Origin of the sequence: Gluconobacter kanchanaburiensis NBRC 103587 (genome assembly GCF_007988905.1) — a bacterium.
GTDB lineage: Bacteria > Pseudomonadota > Alphaproteobacteria > Acetobacterales > Acetobacteraceae > Gluconobacter > Gluconobacter kanchanaburiensis.
In genome coordinates this window covers 46,320-63,369 of record NZ_BJVA01000015.1, presented here as the reverse complement: position 1 = coordinate 63,369, position 17,050 = coordinate 46,320, and the positions used below count along the sequence as shown (strand labels likewise).

The following is a 17,050-nucleotide window of genomic DNA, read 5'->3' as shown; positions in this document are numbered from 1 at the left end:
TTAGGTTTTCTGACAAGGTGAAATATCATAAGGCCAAATACTTGAACAACATAATCGATATTAATTACGCCAACTCCAAACAAATTATTAAATAATTTCATAGGTCAATATCCCATAATAAGCGGAGTATTTTATGACAACCGCAACCATTTCAAACTTCCTCAACGGATCCTGACATTACTGACAGGGCAACTCATTGACCACGTATCCACAGTTTCTTACGAGCTCAATATCGAAATAATCAGGTAAGCCTGCGCCAAATGTATTCTATTCAAACTCACTTTGACATGAGAAGATACGATTTCGAAATTTTTGAATAGAGATAAGTTTCCTTCCGATGAAAGCGATTTCTCGTCGTGGCCTATGCGCAGCACTAACCGGAACGTTCTGTTGGCATTGGTCTGCCAGAGCTCAAAGCGATGCGGGTCCCGTGGTCCATACCAGAGACGGGGATCTACTTGGTACCCAGACGGGAGACGTCCGAACTTTCCTCGGAGTTCCCTATGCACAGGCGCCGGTCGGGCCACTGCGTTTCTTGCCGCCTCAGCGTCCGATATCTTGGCAGGGTATTCGTGATAGCCGCAACTTCGCTCCTGCGGCGCCGCAGGCGGGGACGTTGCCACAAAGCGAGGACTGCCTCTACCTGAATATCTGGGCCCCTGCTGATCCAGGTCCTCACCCAGTGTTCGTCTGGATTCATGGGGGAAGCAATATTCGTGGATCCACTAGGCCTGCCGTCTTCGACGGAACACATTTTGCACGACAAGGCGTGGTATGTGTGACGGTCGGTTATCGCGTGGGCGCGCTAGGATTCCTCGAACTCGGAGCGATCCTGGGGAAGGCTTACGAAGGAAGCGGTAATAACGGTTTACGTGATCAGACGCTGGCCCTTCGCTGGGTAGAGGAGAACATCGCCGAGTTCGGGGGCGATCCGTCGCGCGTTACATTGGCCGGGGAATCATCGGGCGCAAAAAGTGTTGCGGCTTTGCTGGCATCTCCAGAAACGCGTGGTCTTTGTCACCAAGCAATTATCGAAAGTGGCGGTGGACAAACTGTTCATCGCCTGGAAGATGCCGAGGCCGTCACGCGGCTCTTTCTGTCGGAGTTCGGAGTTGGTCCCGAAGCCGAAAGGCTCGTTCTAACTGCCAGCGTACCGGACATTCTGGCAGCTCAGGCTCGCACCATCAACCGCTATGACCGTGCTTTTGCCTTTCGTCCCGTTATTGATGGCCGGTTTCTATTCCAGAGACCGGTAGACGCCTTGTCCGCCGGAAGTGTCCGCAATCTTCCTCTCCTCATTGGTACGAACCACGATGAGTCCATTTTCTTCATTGCTCCCGACCATGCCGAGACACCGATCATGGGTCGTGATCTGGCGAATCTCGCGCCAGAGGCGGTCCCGGCTCTTCTTGGGGCCTATCTACGGAGCTTCCCGAAAGAAGGCATCGCCAAAAGAAAGCTCCGCCTCTTAACTGCCGAAGAATACTGGATTCCGACGGTACGACTGATTGATGGGCATACACAAGCGGGAGGTACTTGCTTTGCCTATCGCTTCGACCGTCCCGCCACTAGTGGTCGCTATGAGGGTTTTGTAAGTCATGGGGCGGAATTACCGTATGCTTGGGGTAATACGTTAGACTCGGCCATTTCGCCTTTAATCGGCGACCGCCGGAGCGCCGAAATTCTGGCTCGGACCATCAATACAGCATGGGTCAGCTTTGTTGCCACAGGTCGTCCGTCGTGCCGTGAGCTTCCTTATTGGCCACCATACGGGACACAACGGCGCACGATGCTTCTCAATGATCGGTCTGTAATAGTAAACGATCCCGGAAGTGAAGAACGCCGAATTTGGAACGGTGTTCTATGATTTGTATCGACTACGATCCTAAATGATCATTGAAAAATGACACGTTCTAACTGCAATAGCACGCACGGTGCAGCGTAGGCTGGTCGGAGTGAGGGAATTCTTTTGATCCGTGATGATATCGGTCGTCATAATGCGCTTGATAAGCTGGTTGGGGCGATGAATCTCGTCCTGAGAAAGGACTTTGTCTTTTTGCCTGTCGGTATTCATACGAAATTGAGATTGCAGGACAAGACTTTCAATTTATGTTCTATAGTGCGCACGATTAGGACACATTGACACAAAGTCTATACGATCAGCCTAAGTTCTGATTCACTGCTTGCTTCAACGCAGACGATACGGTGGAGCGGGCACGGCACGAAGCGACGGAATGGACGATAATTGATCTGCTTCTACCGCCTGAGCGCGGACGTTGGGCTGAACAGAGCGTGTGGGATGCTCTGTTGCAAGCCCTGGTAGACCTCAGCCTAACCGATAACTGGCAGCATATGGCCGACAGCACCGTAATCCGCGCCCATTCACAGGCTACGGGCGCAAAAGAGGGTGGCTCATTCGGAGGCTTTTGGTCGGTCACGCGGCGGCTTTACGAGCAAAATCCATGCCCGATGTGACAATCAGGAACACCCTCTCGGCTTTGTCCTTACCGGAAGCCAAGTCTCGGATTACAAAGCTACAAACGCCCTGATGAAGCTACCTGTCCCGATCCCCAAAGCCATACTGGCTGATCGGGGCTATGACAGTGACAGCTTCCGCCTAGACCTGCTGGTCCATAGGATCTCGCCGGTTATCTCATCACGCAAAGGCCGCAGTGCTCAACAAAAAACAGACTGGTGGCGTTAAAGAGAGCGCAACCGCATCGAGCGGATGTTCAACAAACTCAAGTAGATGCACCATATCGCGATCCGATACGACAAGAGCGCCTTCTCCTTCATGAGCTTCCTCAATCTCGCCGCCGCAAGGCTCTGGATCAGATCTTTTGTCAACGTCACCTAGGACGCTGAAGGACAAGGAATGACACTTGAGCCGCGCTTCCTAAACTGCAAGCAGTCTGCCGCCTATATCGGCATCGGCGTCCACGTTTTTAATCAAGAAGTAAAGCTTGGCATCTGGCCACAACCTCACATTTGTGCCCCAAACGGCGGACGCTTGACGTGGGACCGTAAGTTACTCGACCTCTATGCCGACTTGGATTCAGGGATCGGGGTGGCGACGCCGGGTGCAACCAGCGCCGCCTTTCCTACGCAAGCCGGCTTAAGCCATTATCTGGCGAAGAATATGAGTGCCACGCTTACACGGAACAGGGCTGAACGTCGTACACAAGAAGCGCGTCGACGGCAGCATCATTGAATATTTCTATGATCGACAGATCCAGAAGTTTCTGGGTCATAACCGGGAGGCAACTCTTCCCACCCTCGAAAATCTCTCTCCTTTGCAGACAGCCGGACTGAATCCAGGCACCATCGGCGCCCTGATAATCGACTATCTGGCGTCCGAAGAATATCGCAACATCTCTCCCAGAACGAGGAACCTCTATCGGGGGTATCTGGACAGGATGCGCGATGACTGGGGAATGCACCCTGCCCGCGCTATCAGTCGGCAGGATATTCTGGCGATCCGCGAACGTCTTAGCCCGACACCGCGAAAGGCAGATCAGATCCTTTCTCTCCTCCAGAAGATCCTCGGCCGCGCCAAAGATGTTGGCCTGATCGACAGCAATCCGGCCGAACGCTTCAAGAGGCAGCACACGACCAATCGCAGCGAGATCTGGAGCTATCAAATGGAGAATGCGTTCCTGGAACACGCCAGACCATCGCTTCAAATGGCCTACCTACCTGCTCCGGCTTTACACCGTGCAGCGCCCAAGCGACGTCCTGACGATGGAGGCCGACAGGATCTCGATCCGGAGTGGCTACATGTTTATCGCATTGTGCCAAGAGAAGACTAGAGCTCTGATCGACGTTCCCGTTCATACCCGATTTGAACCGCATCTGCGGAAGAGATTGGACGAAATCGAGGCGGAACCAGAGAGAAACTACCGCCGTTTCCACACGGATCGGCAAACATCCGGCCGCTCTTCTTATTCTGAGCCCGACTGGGAAGGTCTGGGCTCAGCGCAATTTTGCCAGGGCATAGGACGGGGTCATGCGGCGCCTTGACCGCGCCTACGCCCGCCAGATACTGCGCGGCGGAGCAGGCCGCGATCAGGTGATAACTGAACTGGAAGCCAATCACCGACAGCGACCAGATCTCAGACGGACGGGGATTGTTCGCCTGACAGAAGGCCGGAGCGACCATGCCCCAGATCGCGGCGATTTCCGGACACGCTATTGATTACTACCAGAGGATTATCGACACCTACCTGCCCAGACGGACAGAGGTTGCGCTTGCTGGCATGGAGATATGGGAACGTCATCAAACACGCGAGACATCGAAAATTGTCTCGATCGCCTCCAGTCGCGGGAGGCTGATGTGAACAGTTTGAGAACCTACCCTTAGCCATTGCAAAGCAGAGGGACGCATGAATGGCGGTTTTTGGCGCGCCCTACTGGATTCGAACCAGTGACCCACAGCTTAGAAGGCTGTTGCTCTATCCAGCTGAGCTAAGGGCGCATCAATTAAGCCATTAACTGGTCGGGGCGCCCGGACTCGAACCGGGGGCCTCTTGTACCCAAAACAAGCGCGCTACCAGGCTGCGCCACGCCCCGAACCGGCCGGAACCTAGGATGTCTGGCCGGTCGAGGCAAGAGGGTTTTTTTATTAACCTTCGCTTCGCACGAGTGGCGGCACAAACAGAGGCGCCGTATCCCAGGGGAAGAGAACCCATGTGTCCTGCGCGACCTCAGTTACAAAGTGATCCGTGTAAGGCTTGCCCTCGGGTTTGGCGTACAGACATGCGAAAACGGCTTTAGGGAGAAGGTCCCGGACCACACGGGCCGTCACGCCCGAATCTACCAGATCATCTACGATCAGGAAGCCTTCACCGTCACCGGCGGCAACCGGCGGTTTGACGACTTTCGGCTCGTGCTGCGTGCCTTCTTCGCCAGCGTAGCTGATGACCGAGACGCTTTCGATCAGGCGGCAGCCCATTTCACGACCGAGAATGGCAGCAGGAATCAGCCCGCCACGGGTGATGGCAACAATGCCACGAAAAGGACCATGATTCTGCATAAGAGTTGCGGCCAGCAGGCGGGCATCACGATGGAGCTGATCCCAGGTGACGGTTGCATAATGGACGCTTTGGGGGGTCTGATTGGCTGTCATGATCTTCCTCTGCCTTCCGTCTCGAAATTTTGCAATAAACTTGAGTGTCGGAAATGACTAAAGTGCCGCGATGATTGATCCGGCCCTTCGCTCACTCCCCGGCCTTCCGTCGCTTATCGTCGGAAGAATTTTCTCCCAGCTTTCCGCGACCACCATGACAATCGCCATTGGCTGGCAGATTTATGCTCTCACGCATGACGTCGCATCATTGGGTTATCTGGGCCTGGCCCAGTTCCTGCCCATGATCCCCCTGACATTTGTCGCAGGTCATGTCGCGGATCGCTTCAACCGACGCTCGATCGTTCTCATTTGTCAGATCTGCGAAATTCTCTCCACGGCGGCACTTGCCATTGCCGCAGCATTTCATGTTCTGACGACAGGCGGCATCTACGCTTTTGCGGCCTTTTATGGCGTTCTGCGAAGCTTCGAGATGCCCTGCCAGCAGGCATTTCTCCCCGCCATCGCCCCGGCAGCGCTTCTGCCCCGCGCACAGGCCCTCCTGTCATCCCTGTTCATGACCGCTTCCATTGTGGGACCTAGTCTGGGCGGCCTGCTCTACGGCATCGGTCCGGTTGTCTGTTACGGCCTTTCGACCCTCGGATTCGGCATAGCTTTTTGCGGCACGCTCTCCCTGAAACTCGTGCACACCATTCCTCCCAAAGAGCCGGTTACTTTTGCTTCGGTTTTTGCCGGACTATCTTTTCTCAACCGCCGTCGTGATCTGTTAGGGGCGATCACGCTCGATCTGTTTGCTGTGCTTCTTGGCGGTGCGACGGCGATGCTTCCGGTGTATGCGGACGGCATCCTGCATGTCGGTCCCATCGGTCTCGGCCTGCTCCGCGCCTCGCCGGCGATTGGGGCACTCCTGATGTCCTGGGGGCTGTCACGCTATCCGCTCAAAGGCCGGGCGGGCCTCATCATGTTTGTAGCGGTTGTCGTCTTCGGCGTTGCAACGATTATTTTCGGTGCCTCTCACACGGTGTGGCTTTCAATTGTCGCACTGATGATTCTCGGCGCCTCCGACGTTATCAGCGTCGTCATCCGTTCCTCCCTGATCCAACTTGCCACGCCGGACTCAATGCGGGGACGTGTTTCAGCCGTGAACACGTTGTTTATCGGATCCAGCAACCAGCTTGGCGAATTCGAAAGCGGCATGCTTGGCACGGCGATCGGACCGGAAGCGGCCGTGATTGCGGGCGGCGTCGGCACTATTCTGGTCGCTGCCGCCTGGGCAAAGCTTTTCCCACGACTATGGGCACTGGACCGTCTAGAAGATGTTTTCCCGGAGGAACAGTAAAGCCTGAAAAGCAAAAAGCTCCCTGAAGGGAGCTTTTTTGAGGCCGAAGCAGATTTTCAAAAGGAAAGCTGGCTCCCGAAGTAGGACTCGAACCTACGACCCAGCGATTAACAGTCGCTTGCTCTACCAACTGAGCTATTCGGGACCGGCGAGGTGGTATGTAGCCAAATGGCCGGGGTCGGTAAAGCCCCTAAATGAACTTTTTGAAGAGATTTTTTCGTTTTTCTTCAAAGACCTGAGAAAAACCGTCATTTTTCAGAGTTCTTCCCGCCCCCGCGTTGCGAGCTGATCGACGCGTTCATTGTTTTCATCGCCCGAATGCCCTTTGACCCAGAGCCATTCGATCTCATGGGGCTTCGCAGCTTCGAGAATACGCTGCCACAGATCCATATTGGCTACAGGATCCCCAGCCGCGTTACGCCATTTCCGGCGTACCCAGCCTGTATGCCAGCGCGTGATTCCATTCCGCAGATATTCGCTGTCCGTATGCAGCGTTACGGTGCAGGGGCGTTTGAGCGCCTCCAGCGCCTCGGCAGCAGCAGTCAGTTCCATGCGATTGTTGGTCGTTTCCGGATCTCCGCCCAGAAGCTCTTTTTCCTGCCCCCGACAAACCAGAAGCGCGCCCCACCCACCAGGGCCAGGATTGGGTTTACAGCCACCGTCAGTCCAGATTTCAACCTGAGGCCGCTCCGCAGAGGACTCAGACATGGGCAGCCCCTGCAAAATGGCGCAGGCGTACCAGATAAGCCAACGGGTCCTTGCGGGTTACGAGCGCATTGGCTGGCGTATTGATCCAGTCATAAAGACGCGTCAGCAGAAAACGGATCGCAGCCCCCTGACAGAGAAGTGGAAGCGCTGATTTCTCTGCTTTGGTCAGTGGGCGAACGCTCTCATAGCCCTGAAGAATGGCAGCGGCGAAAGATGGTTCGAACGTCTTTTCGTCCCGGAAGCACCAGGCATTTAGACAGATCGCCAGATCATAAGCCAGAAAATCTGTACAGGCGAAATAAAAGTCGATCAGGCCCGAAACCTGCCCGTTCTGGAAGAAAACATTGTCCGGAAACAGATCCGCATGGATCTGCCCACGCGGCAAAGCCTCCACAGATGGCCATGCCTCTTCAATCTTCCGAAGGGCCGACCGGACTTCAGCCGTCAGCCCCGGTGACAGCGCGTCTGCGCTTTCGCCACAACTTTCAAGCAGGGGCGCCCATGCCGCCGGAGACAGCGCGTTTGGTCGAACAGCACCATATCCATCACCGGCAAGATGCAGCCGGGCCAGCGACTTCCCGAGCTCCAGACATAGGCCCTCGTCAAGCTGTGTGGCGGACACACCGGGAAGAAATGTTGTGATCGCGGCGGGACGGCCTGCCAGTGTCCGCAGCGCAGTCCCAGTCCTGTCCGATACGGGGAGCGGACAGTTTAGCCCCCTGCCCGCCAGATGCTGCATGAGCCCCAGAAACCACGGAAGCTCACTGGCATTTACCCGACGCTCGAATAGCGTGAGAATAAAATCCCCCTCCGTCGTACGGAGGAGGAAATTGCTATTTTCGACACCTTCGGCGATGCCATGAAACGAGACCAGTAACCCGATCCCGTAAGTGCCAAGAAACGCTTCGAGCGTCTCGGCCGCCAGTTCCGTATAGACGGCCATAAGAAATCAGTCGTCCTCGCCGGCCAGCGGGCCAGGCAGGCGGAAGTTGATGTTCTCTTCCTTGACGATCCGCTCTTCGATCTTGAGCGTATACTTCTCGGCCAGAGCCGAGACCATTTCCTGGACAAGACTCTCAGGAGCGGAGGCACCGGCGCTGATACCAAGCGTTTCCACGCCTTCAAGGACCTTCCAGTCCAGATTTTCAAGCTTCGGCACCAGAAGGGCGCGGCGCGCGCCCGACCGCTCGGCCACCTCGCGAAGGCGCTGCGAGTTGGACGAGTTCGGCGAACCGATCACGATCACCAGATCGCTCTCGGGTGCAATGGCCTTTACGGCTTCCTGACGGTTGGTGGTCGCGTAGCAGATGTCTTCGCGCTTCGGCCCTTCAATAAGGGGGAAGCGCGACCGCAGGATGTCCACTATCTCGGCAGTATCATCGACGGACAGCGTGGTCTGCGTGATGAAGGCCAGCTTGGCAGGATCTTCCGGCTGGATCGTGCGGGCTTCTTCCGCATCGTTGATGAGCGTGACAGCACCCGGCGGGAGCTGGCCCATCGTGCCGACAACTTCCGGATGGCCCGCATGACCGATCATGAGAATATGGAGCTGGTCCGGACCACCGCCGGCGAAGTGACGCTCGGCCTCACGATGGACCTTCGACACCAGCGGACAGGTTGCATCCAAATAGAGCAGGTTGCGGCGCTGGGCCTCGGCGGGAACGGACTTCGGAACGCCATGCGCGGAGAAAACGACATGTCCATCTTCGGGGACCTCGTCCAGTTCCTCGACGAAGATGGCACCCTTGGCCTCCAGTCCTTCGACGACCGTCCGGTTATGAACGATCTCGTGACGGACATAGACCGGCGCACCGTAGCGGCGCAGGGCTTCCTCAACGACGCGGATCGCACGATCCACACCGGCACAGAATCCACGAGGACCGGCAAGAAGGACGCGAAGGGTTTTATGGGCTTCCACACCGTCGGTGCGGGAAGGAGCGAAAGTCATCTGTTCTGACATGGTGTTCCCCAAGCGGGCGGAGTTCGATATGTAGGACCAGTATCGACCGGATTGCCTCTCGTCGCAACGTCCGGGCCGCTTTGTGGGAGTTTCTTAAGCTGATGCCAGCCCTCCGGCGCTTTGCCTCGCCCCTGTTTGCTCCGGCTTTCGCCCTTGTGGCGCTTTCGAGTCTGGCCGGTTGTGACGAATCCAACCCCAGCTTTTTTGCTCCCGCCTGTCCGGCTCTCGATATTCCGGGATCGGCTGCAGACCTGTTCGTCTATGATGGCAAGAGCGCTGATATCGGTAGCCTCGTCAGCCATGCCCAGATCACGTCTCTCGCTGGAGACTGCGAACGGGGGCCTGACGGTCCCCATAATCACCAGACTGTTCGGACGCGTCTCAGCCTGAACATGACCCTGACACGCGGCCCAGCCTCGGACACCAGCACGATCGATGTTCCGTACTTCATCGTCATCATGCGCGACGGAAAGATTGTGGACAAAAAAGTCTTTACGGACAGCTTCCGGTTTCCGACCAATGTCAGCACACAGAACGTCCGGACGAACCTGCGTCTGATCGATCTTCCTGCCACGGGAAACATGACGCAGGAAAATCCCTATACGCTGGAAATCGGGTATCAGCTTACCCATGACGAACTCGGGTATAATCGCGAACACCTCGCCCCCGTTGCTTTTCATTCACATTCCCGCTGACTGAAAAGGGCGGCGCAGACCGCCGCTCCTGAATTCCCAGAGGCAGCGATCTCGTTTGCTCCTGAATTCTCTAGCACTGGCCTTCGGCACGAAGGCAATGGTTTTATGCTTAAGGACATCAGCAGCGCGCCTGCACTTTCATTGCGGAAAAGAAACACATGGACAGTCGCGAACTGACCCTCCGGGGAATCATTCTCGGAGCCCTCATTACGGTCGTGTTTACGGCAGCCAATGTCTATCTGGGCCTTAAAATCGGTCTGACATTCGGTTCGTCCATTCCGGCAACCATCATCTCGATGGCCGTTCTGCGCTTTATGGGCGGCGGAACAATGCTGGAAAATAACATGGTCCAGACGCAGGCCTCTGCGGCGGGAACATTGTCCTGTGTGTTCGCTGCCCTCCCCGCCCTGATAATGGTCGGCTACTGGCACGAATTCCCCTATGTCGTCACGCTGCTGCTGACCATGGCAGGCGGCATGACAGGTGTGGTTTTCACCATTCCGCTGCGACGCGCACTCGTAAGCAGTTCTGATCTACCATACCCGGAAGGAACTGCCTGCGCGGAAATCCTGCGCGCCTCCTCGCCAGAGGGCGACGCACGCAGTCTCCGGTCCCTGACCCTCGGGACCATCGTCTCGGGGGTCGTTGCCTTTGCGACGTCAGGACTCCGCCTGCTGTCTGACGGCTTTTCGGCGGCAACCGTCGTGGGCTCTTCCGCTTTCCGCCTGAGCGGCAGCTTTTCCCTCGCGTTGCTGGGAACCGGTTATCTGGTCGGTATCGGAGGTGGCATTGCAATGCTGCTGGGGGTTTTTCTCGCCTGGGGGGTAATGGTCCCCGTTCTGGGACATCTCAATCCAGCAGCGAGCCCACTTACGGAAGCGTCGGGCCTCTGGCTGCACAAGGTCCGCTTCATTGGCGCTGGCACTATCGCAGTCGCGGCAATCTGGACCCTGATGACGCTCGCACGACCCGTGGCGCAAGGTCTGAAGGAAGCTCTTTCCGTAGGACATCGGCCCCGCGAGGGTGATACCGACCGCGACCTGGCGCCCGCGACCTTGATCGGTCTCTGCGCCGGTCTCGCCATCCTTCTGGCAGGGCTGTTTGCTTATTTTCTCTGGCCCGTCATCCCCCATGACGGATCCCTTGGCGCTCTGGTGCTGCTGGGACTGGTTGCCTGTTTTGGTCTTGGTTTTCTGGTCGCCAGCGCGTGCGGATACATGGCTGGCATCATCGGATCATCTTCATCGCCTATTTCCGGGGTCGGAATCATTGCGATTATTGCCATTTCCGTTGCTTTATGGGGCCTTGAAAGCTGTGGCCTGCTGAAGGTCGAACAACGCCCGATCGCGATCGCTTTCGGACTGTTCGTCCTGTCAGCCATTACGGCCTCGGCAGCGGTTTCGAATGACAATTTGCAGGATCTCAAGACCGGCCAGCTTGTGGGCGCCGCCCCCTGGCGACAGGAAATCGCCCTGCTGATTGGCTGTATCGTAGGCGCGATCGTCATCCCCTGGGTTCTTCAGGTGTTGTATCACGCGTACGGCTTTGCGGGAGCCATGCCGCATGAGGGAATGGATCCGTCCCGCGCGCTCGCAGCACCTCAGCCAGCCCTGATGGCTGCGATTGCAACTGGCATCCTGACGCATCATCTAGACTGGCTGATGCTTGAAATCGGGGCTGCCATCGGCGTTTTGCTGGTCGTGCTCGACATTGCCCTTCACAGACGCAGTCTGGCACTTCCGCCACTGGCCGTCGGGATGGGAATCTACCTTCCCGCGGATGTATCGGTCACGATCGGAATCGGTGCCGGGCTTGGATGGCTGCTTCGCCGTTTCCCCAAGGATCAGGGAACAATGATCGCATCAGGCTTCATCGTCGGAGAGAGCCTGATCGGTGTGGCCCTTGCCGCAATGACAGGAGGAACAGGAAGCGCGGATACTCTCGCAATCCCCGTTCCCCACCTCATAGACAGTGCTCTCGGCTGGGCTGTCTTCTGTGGCGTCCTGCTCTGGTTCGGACGTCAGGTCAGACAGTCACAATAACCCGTCAGGCCTGAATTCAGGCCTTGACCCACCACTGCACGGGTTCCTGCTCCGCAGGTTCCTTCTCTGCAATCTCAACGTCTCCAACAGGCTCCTTACGAGGACGTCCAACCGGACGTGGAGCACGCCGCGCGGCTTCCGCAGCCTGTTCGCGCGCCTGGTGCAGGCAGGCTTTCAACGTCTGGATGGCATCCTGATTTTCACGCAGCTCGCGATTGAGCTCGGTGATCTGGATCTTCGCGTGAGCCTCTCGTGTTTCGAATGCCTTGAGCTGCGAACGAACCTCCATGAGGCTCCGCTCGGCTTCTTCCCAGCGCCGTTGTTCCCGTTTAACGGACTGGCGAAGACGTTCGATCTCTTCCTGGTCTTCCTGACTCGGATTACGCGCGGCAATGCCACGGCCGCCCTGATGCTCGACCACGACCTGTCCGTCCCGGACGAAACGACGGCGACGCTCGGCCGTCGGCGCGGCCGGTCGTGATTTGGGAGCGCGGGATGTAGATCCTGCACCCAGACGGGCAAGTGCCTGTCGCAGCTTGTCTTCTTCGTTAACCTGATGCTCGTCGTGCATTCTCTATTCTTCAACCAATATATATATGTAGATTTCGTCCCTGTCTGACAGGCTCTGTCGAAAGACAGAAAGCTGACCGGGCTCTGACCCACTCAGCGGCAGCATATCCTAACAGGGATGTGAAAAGTCGACTCGTCCGGGTTTTCCCAGCGTTCTGACGCGATGTCCCTAGCACTTCCCGGACATTCTGTCATCAGTGCAATAAACGAAGACTTAATTTTTTCTCCGGTTCCAGCGTCCGGGCGACCAGAGAATATCCGTCTCGCCCGAATTATTAGCATGCCGGGCAAGAACAAAGAAATAATCGGACAAGCGGTTCAGAAAACGCAAAGCTTCTACGGGCAACTGTTCCAATACAACCACCCTGCGTTCTGCCCGGCGCGCTACGGTGCGAACAAGATGAGCCTGGGCGGCAACAAGGCATCCCCCCGGCAACACAAAGCTCTGCAAGGGCTGTTGATGAAGACGCATGTCTTCCAGCCGGTTTTCAAGCCAGAGGCTGGCTTCCGACGTAAGACTGGGCGAACGACCGGGATCGGGGAGGCACAGATCTGCCCCCAGATCAAACAGGCAGGACTGTATTTGCCGCATCTCGTCAATGAGACCCGACATCCGGGCATCCTGTTCCATGTGACAGCACAGAACACCCAGCTGGGCATTGAGCTCATCGACAGTTCCCATGGCCTCGATCCGGAGGGAGGACTTGGAGATACGGGTCCCGTCCCCCAGGGAAGTCTGACCACCGTCCCCTCCCCGAGTTACGATCCTGTCGATGCGAATGGTCATGCCTGTTCCCCTTCCGGAGTCCTCAGTGGTTTCGCTTATGCTTGGCATGATGGCGGAATGTCCGATCCCCGATCAGATCATGGGCACGGGCGGTATGATCCGTCAGCAGCCTGTCGGTATCGGTCGCAAGCGTCTTGATATCCGGGGTACCGCCGGACGCCTTGGCCGTCGTGATGGCCTTGTCCAGATCAGCCGTACGGATGCTCACGACATCGCGCAGGAACATGCGATCGAAAGGCGCACCGTAAAGATGGGAAAACGAATCGACGCGATCCTGATCCGCAGCGTCTATCTTGGCGGCTACGGTCAGATTGGCGTCTGAAGCAATCTTCGCGACAGCCTTCTGGTTCGTCGTATGATCGCCCTCGACCGTCGTTGCAAAAGCCTTGATCACGTCGCTGTTGCTGTGCGTTGCCGCAAGCTTCGCAATGGCAATCTGCGTCTGGTCCATCTCGTCGACCTGCTGGATAAACGCCGCATCCGCCGTCGTCAGTTTATAGGTTGATGCCACACTCGGAAGAGCCGGAGCCGGAGGAGCATCGGGCGCATTGCATGCAGCCAGCCCCGCAAGAAGACCGGCAGACAGACACAGACGGAGATATGAGACAGACATCGAAGCTTCCTTTTTCAAACGTACCCGTCCCGCGGGGACAGGCCGCGACAGACTGACATTCCAGTCATGACAGTCTCTCGTTCGCTGTTGAGACAACACATGATACATTCGTCGCATGTCCGCAAATCCTGTCCGTGCCAGCCTGCCCGATCCTGTCCCCGGGAGCTTTGTTTTCGCAGCCCTGTCTGCAGCATCCGGCGTCATGCTGGGCGCACTGTCAGCGCATCTGCCCGACAGAGCGTTCGCTGTCTCCAACGGGCGTGCCATTCTGCATTCAGCCGTTGAAATCCAGATGTGGCACGCCGTGGCCCTCTGTGCTCTTTCGCTGAATGCCCGGCGTCTGTCACCACGGCTGATTCGGCTGGCCTGCCTGTGCATGGCGGTCGGTATGGTGCTGTTCTGCGTCCCAGTGATCCTGCTTGCCCTTTTCAATCTCAAACTGGGCCCCGTTTCAGTAGGACGGATCGCACCTTATGGGGGCACATTGCTCATGATCGCCTGGTGCCTCGCCGCCGCTTCGGCCCTGCGACGACCTACAGGAGACTGAGTATTCTTCAGTTTCGCCTCTCCCTGATTTTCCGGAAAACGAGCAGACCGACAGCCTGGACCAGCAGAGCCAACAGGAAACAGACGACAACGATTCCGCTGAGGATCAGTTGCTCACGCCCAAGGCCGGACTCAATATGGAAAAGCCCATAGAGCGACTGCCAGAAAGATGTTCCCGCCATATGTTGCGCCAGCCGGATGGCAGGCTGCCAGAAACGGAAGGCAGACGCGAAAACGAGCGTCAGCGCCACCAAGCTCACGGTTCGGACGAGCGTCTCCGTGACAGTGACTTCACGGTGAATTACGTTTTTAGAACGGGGTTCTGACTTTTTCAAATACATGACCTTTCGTGGAATTTACGCTTTAATCATCAGCTCCTGTTATTCCGCGTTATGACATGCGGACGACAACATCAATGAAAGCCTTTTTCATGCGCCACTTCCTTCTTGCCGCTGCCGGCCTTGGTCTGGCGTTCGTCGCCCCCCTCACAGCCCAGGCCGCGCCAGCGGAACAACCCGCGATTCCTGCCCCCCGACTGAGCGAAACAGCAGCGCCGCCCGTTGCTACCCCCTATCCGGACACAGAGGTTGCACATGATCAGGTCACAGCAGCTTTTGCCCTTGCACAGAAAACACATCGCAAGGTTCTGCTCGATTTTGGCGGTAACTGGTGCCCCGACTGCAAGATGCTCAGTGGGATCTTCGCCCTCCCCGATGCCGCACATTGGCTGGAGAGCCAGTTTGTTATGGTGCCGGTCAACGTGGGTCGCATCAATACCAACCTTGATTTGGCGAGCCGCTATGGTGTGACGATCAAGGCCGTTCCGACCGTCATTATCGTTACTCCCGACGGGCACGCCCTCAATGGCGACGGCTCCACGGCACTCGGCAACGCCCGCAGCATGTCGCCCCAGGCCGTTCTGGACCTGATTTCCGATTGGAACAAACGCGGCTAACGACTTGAAGCTCCGGATTTTTCCGGAGCTTCAGTTTTCTTCAAAGTGCGAGCACCTGCTCGGCTTCGTGGACCACTTCAGCCAGCACATCTGCTTCGAACGGAGAGGTCAGCCCTGCCTCAGAAACAAGCTGGGCAAAAGGTTTGGACCCGCCTTCCGAACAAAGTGTCCGATAGGTCTCCAGCGTTCCGTCCCGATCCAGGCGCGAGCCGAGCCATAATTGCAACGCACAGCACTGCGCCAGCGCATAGTCGATATAATAAAATGGCAGCCGATAGATATGAAGCTGGGCCTGCCACCGTCCACCCTTGGCCGGATAAGCGAGATTTCCCCAGTCCCTCCACGGCATGTAAAGTTTTTCAAGCCGCTGCCACGTCTCGTGACGTTCTTCCGCCGTCATTTCGGGACGGGCATAGATCTCGTGCTGAAAATGATCCACGCAGACGCCATAAGGAAAGAACGACAACGCATCAATCAGATGCATCCGCCGGTATCGTTCGGCAGCGCCATCCTCAACCAGATCGCCAATCTGGGGCCAGGTCAGGAATTCAAGCCCCATGGAATGGATCTCGGCCGCTTCCATGGTGGGCCAGAGCTGATCGATCCATGGAAGATCCCGGCTCTTCCAGTTCTGGAACGCATGGCCCATTTCATGGGTGAAAACGCCAATATCGTTATGAGTGCCGTTGAAGTTGGCGAAAATATATGGAGTCCCAATTGTCGGAAAGGATGTGCAGAACCCTCCTCCTGCTTTCCCTTCACGGTTCTTGAGATCAAGATATCCAAGCTCACGCATCTGAAGATAGAAATCAGCCATCTCACCAGAGGAGTCCAATTCGCGGAACATGTGCTCCGCCCTGGCTACGAGAAGATCATGGTCTCCCGCGGGTTCCGGATTGCCCTGGAGGTCAATCAGCGCCTCGTCCCAGGCCATGACCCGGTCCCACCCCATTTTCAGCCGTCGACGCTCCAGAAGGGAGCTGACGAGTGGTGTGACATGCGCCAGAACTTTTTCACGAAAGGCCGAGACCTGCTCCGGACCGTAGTCCGTACGCCGCATCCGGCGATAACCAAGCTCAATGTAATTCGCAAATCCCAGCGTCTTCGCCATACGATCACGCAGGGCAACGAGTTTGCCGTATAGCTCATCCAGCTCGGCGCCATGCGCTTCAAAAAAATCCCAGCGCGCTTTTTCTGCTGCATGACGGATATCCCGATCCGGTCCCTGAAGATAAGGCACGAGGCCGGACAGGTTGAGTATCTTCCCGTCAAAATCAATTTTTGCCGCAGCCAGAAGCGCTGTGTATTCCCCGGTCAGTCGGGCTTCTTCTTCCAGATCGGTTGTGATGCGCGGGTCAAACGTGGTTGTATCCGCTTCCCACAGCCGCACGACATGAGGCGTGACAATAGTTTCAAGTCCAGCACGATCTGAATCTGCCAGCAGACGCTTTTTAACCGCGACCTCGTGGTCGGTCGCCAGTGGTGACAGGCGGTCCGCATAATCACGGTCTGCTTTAGCCGCTTCATCCTGCGTATCACGTGAAAACTGGAGATGGACGTAGGAAGCCCAGGCCTCATACTCACGCCGCACGGCATCAAAAGCCATAAGGGCTTCGCGTTTTTCTCCCGCATCGAGCAGGGAGCCGATCACATCATAGCGGGCCTTCAGAGACTGTTCGTCAGGCCGGGGAAAAGACAGTTGGGAAAAGGGAGGGATTGTCTGCGTCATGGGGCAATTCTGACATTCCTCTC

Annotated in this window: 19 protein-coding genes and 3 tRNA genes; 10 read left to right on the top strand and 12 right to left on the bottom strand. The window is 56.8% G+C overall.

Features of this window, described 5'->3' with window-relative positions; all coding sequences use genetic code 11:
* The first annotated feature begins 430 nt into the window (after nucleotides 1-430).
* The 5 genes from GKA01_RS11120 (at nucleotide 431) to GKA01_RS11100 (ending at nucleotide 4,195) form a co-directional block, all read left to right on the top strand.
* Nucleotides 431-1,867, top strand: a complete 1,437-nt coding sequence (locus GKA01_RS11120; protein ID WP_167506362.1) for a carboxylesterase/lipase family protein — start codon at nucleotides 431-433, stop codon at nucleotides 1,865-1,867.
* Between the two features lie 102 nt (nucleotides 1,868-1,969).
* Complete coding sequence (locus GKA01_RS11115; RefSeq protein ID WP_167506361.1) at nucleotides 1,970-2,143, top strand: formate dehydrogenase accessory sulfurtransferase FdhD; 174 nt, start codon at nucleotides 1,970-1,972, stop codon at nucleotides 2,141-2,143.
* 264 nt (nucleotides 2,144-2,407) lie between these two features.
* Nucleotides 2,408-2,704: a transposase gene (locus tag GKA01_RS14080; protein WP_208653412.1), complete on the top strand. Its 297-nt coding sequence runs from the start codon at nucleotides 2,408-2,410 to the stop codon at nucleotides 2,702-2,704.
* A gap of 439 nt (nucleotides 2,705-3,143) precedes the next feature.
* Nucleotides 3,144-3,809 (top strand): hypothetical protein, encoded by a 666-nt coding sequence (locus GKA01_RS11105; protein WP_146862928.1) that lies wholly within the window; start codon nucleotides 3,144-3,146, stop codon nucleotides 3,807-3,809.
* A 197-nt stretch (nucleotides 3,810-4,006) separates the two neighbouring features.
* On the top strand, nucleotides 4,007-4,195 hold the full coding sequence (locus GKA01_RS11100; protein WP_146862925.1) for a hypothetical protein: 189 nt from the start codon (nucleotides 4,007-4,009) through the stop codon (nucleotides 4,193-4,195).
* Nucleotides 4,196-4,397: 202 nt separating this feature from the next.
* Here the strand turns inward: GKA01_RS11100 and GKA01_RS11095 are convergent.
* The 3 genes from GKA01_RS11095 to gpt form a co-directional block, all read right to left on the bottom strand.
* Nucleotides 4,398-4,474, bottom strand: a tRNA-Arg gene (locus tag GKA01_RS11095).
* Nucleotides 4,475-4,492: 18 nt separating this feature from the next.
* Nucleotides 4,493-4,569, bottom strand: a tRNA-Pro gene (locus GKA01_RS11090).
* Nucleotides 4,570-4,621: 52 nt separating this feature from the next.
* Complete coding sequence (gpt, locus tag GKA01_RS11085) at nucleotides 4,622-5,125, bottom strand: xanthine phosphoribosyltransferase (protein WP_146862922.1); 504 nt, start codon at nucleotides 5,123-5,125, stop codon at nucleotides 4,622-4,624.
* A gap of 70 nt (nucleotides 5,126-5,195) precedes the next feature.
* On the opposite strand from gpt, the gene GKA01_RS11080 reads away from it, so the two are divergent.
* Nucleotides 5,196-6,422: an MFS transporter gene (locus GKA01_RS11080; RefSeq protein WP_146862919.1), complete on the top strand. Its 1,227-nt coding sequence runs from the start codon at nucleotides 5,196-5,198 to the stop codon at nucleotides 6,420-6,422.
* A gap of 69 nt (nucleotides 6,423-6,491) precedes the next feature.
* Here GKA01_RS11080 and GKA01_RS11075 read toward each other — a convergent pair.
* The 4 genes from GKA01_RS11075 to ispH all read right to left on the bottom strand — a co-directional run bounded on the left by GKA01_RS11075 (nucleotide 6,492) and on the right by ispH (nucleotide 9,090).
* A tRNA-Asn gene (locus GKA01_RS11075) sits at nucleotides 6,492-6,567 on the bottom strand.
* 110 nt (nucleotides 6,568-6,677) lie between these two features.
* Nucleotides 6,678-7,130, bottom strand: a complete 453-nt coding sequence (gene rnhA, locus GKA01_RS11070; protein ID WP_146862916.1) for a ribonuclease HI — start codon at nucleotides 7,128-7,130, stop codon at nucleotides 6,678-6,680.
* Entirely contained in the window at nucleotides 7,123-8,073 is a 951-nt protein-coding gene (locus GKA01_RS11065; RefSeq protein ID WP_146862913.1) for a homoserine kinase, read from the bottom strand. The genes rnhA and GKA01_RS11065 overlap by 8 nt, the downstream gene beginning before the upstream one ends.
* Nucleotides 8,074-8,079: 6 nt before the next feature.
* Nucleotides 8,080-9,090: a 4-hydroxy-3-methylbut-2-enyl diphosphate reductase gene (gene ispH, locus GKA01_RS11060; protein WP_146862910.1), complete on the bottom strand. Its 1,011-nt coding sequence runs from the start codon at nucleotides 9,088-9,090 to the stop codon at nucleotides 8,080-8,082.
* 101 nt (nucleotides 9,091-9,191) lie between these two features.
* Here ispH and GKA01_RS11055 point away from each other — a divergent pair, with 101 nt between their 5' ends.
* Nucleotides 9,192-9,785, top strand: coding sequence for a hypothetical protein (locus GKA01_RS11055; RefSeq protein WP_146862907.1), 594 nt, complete (start codon nucleotides 9,192-9,194; stop codon nucleotides 9,783-9,785).
* Nucleotides 9,786-9,943: 158 nt separating this feature from the next.
* Nucleotides 9,944-11,827: an OPT family oligopeptide transporter gene (locus GKA01_RS11050; protein ID WP_146862904.1), complete on the top strand. Its 1,884-nt coding sequence runs from the start codon at nucleotides 9,944-9,946 to the stop codon at nucleotides 11,825-11,827.
* Between the two features lie 16 nt (nucleotides 11,828-11,843).
* Here the strand turns inward: GKA01_RS11050 and GKA01_RS11045 are convergent, their stop codons facing one another.
* The 3 genes from GKA01_RS11045 to GKA01_RS11035 all read right to left on the bottom strand — a co-directional run bounded on the left by GKA01_RS11045 (nucleotide 11,844) and on the right by GKA01_RS11035 (nucleotide 13,797).
* Nucleotides 11,844-12,398, bottom strand: coding sequence for a hypothetical protein (locus GKA01_RS11045; RefSeq protein ID WP_146862901.1), 555 nt, complete (start codon nucleotides 12,396-12,398; stop codon nucleotides 11,844-11,846).
* Nucleotides 12,399-12,611: 213 nt separating this feature from the next.
* Nucleotides 12,612-13,184, bottom strand: coding sequence for a cob(I)yrinic acid a,c-diamide adenosyltransferase (locus tag GKA01_RS11040; protein ID WP_146862896.1), 573 nt, complete (start codon nucleotides 13,182-13,184; stop codon nucleotides 12,612-12,614).
* A 22-nt stretch (nucleotides 13,185-13,206) separates the two neighbouring features.
* Nucleotides 13,207-13,797: a DUF4142 domain-containing protein gene (locus GKA01_RS11035; RefSeq protein ID WP_146862893.1), complete on the bottom strand. Its 591-nt coding sequence runs from the start codon at nucleotides 13,795-13,797 to the stop codon at nucleotides 13,207-13,209.
* 115 nt (nucleotides 13,798-13,912) lie between these two features.
* Between GKA01_RS11035 and GKA01_RS11030 the strand changes: the two genes are divergently transcribed.
* Entirely contained in the window at nucleotides 13,913-14,344 is a 432-nt protein-coding gene (locus tag GKA01_RS11030) for a DUF423 domain-containing protein (protein WP_146862887.1), read from the top strand.
* A gap of 7 nt (nucleotides 14,345-14,351) precedes the next feature.
* Here the strand turns inward: GKA01_RS11030 and GKA01_RS11025 are convergent, their stop codons facing one another.
* Nucleotides 14,352-14,684, bottom strand: coding sequence for a hypothetical protein (locus tag GKA01_RS11025; protein ID WP_146862884.1), 333 nt, complete (start codon nucleotides 14,682-14,684; stop codon nucleotides 14,352-14,354).
* Nucleotides 14,685-14,758: 74 nt separating this feature from the next.
* Between GKA01_RS11025 and GKA01_RS11020 the strand changes: the two genes are divergently transcribed.
* Complete coding sequence (locus GKA01_RS11020) at nucleotides 14,759-15,298, top strand: thioredoxin family protein (protein ID WP_146862881.1); 540 nt, start codon at nucleotides 14,759-14,761, stop codon at nucleotides 15,296-15,298.
* Nucleotides 15,299-15,338: 40 nt separating this feature from the next.
* Here GKA01_RS11020 and GKA01_RS11015 read toward each other — a convergent pair whose 3' ends face one another.
* Entirely contained in the window at nucleotides 15,339-17,027 is a 1,689-nt protein-coding gene (locus tag GKA01_RS11015) for a M3 family oligoendopeptidase (protein ID WP_146862878.1), read from the bottom strand.
* Nucleotides 17,028-17,050 lie beyond the last annotated feature (23 nt).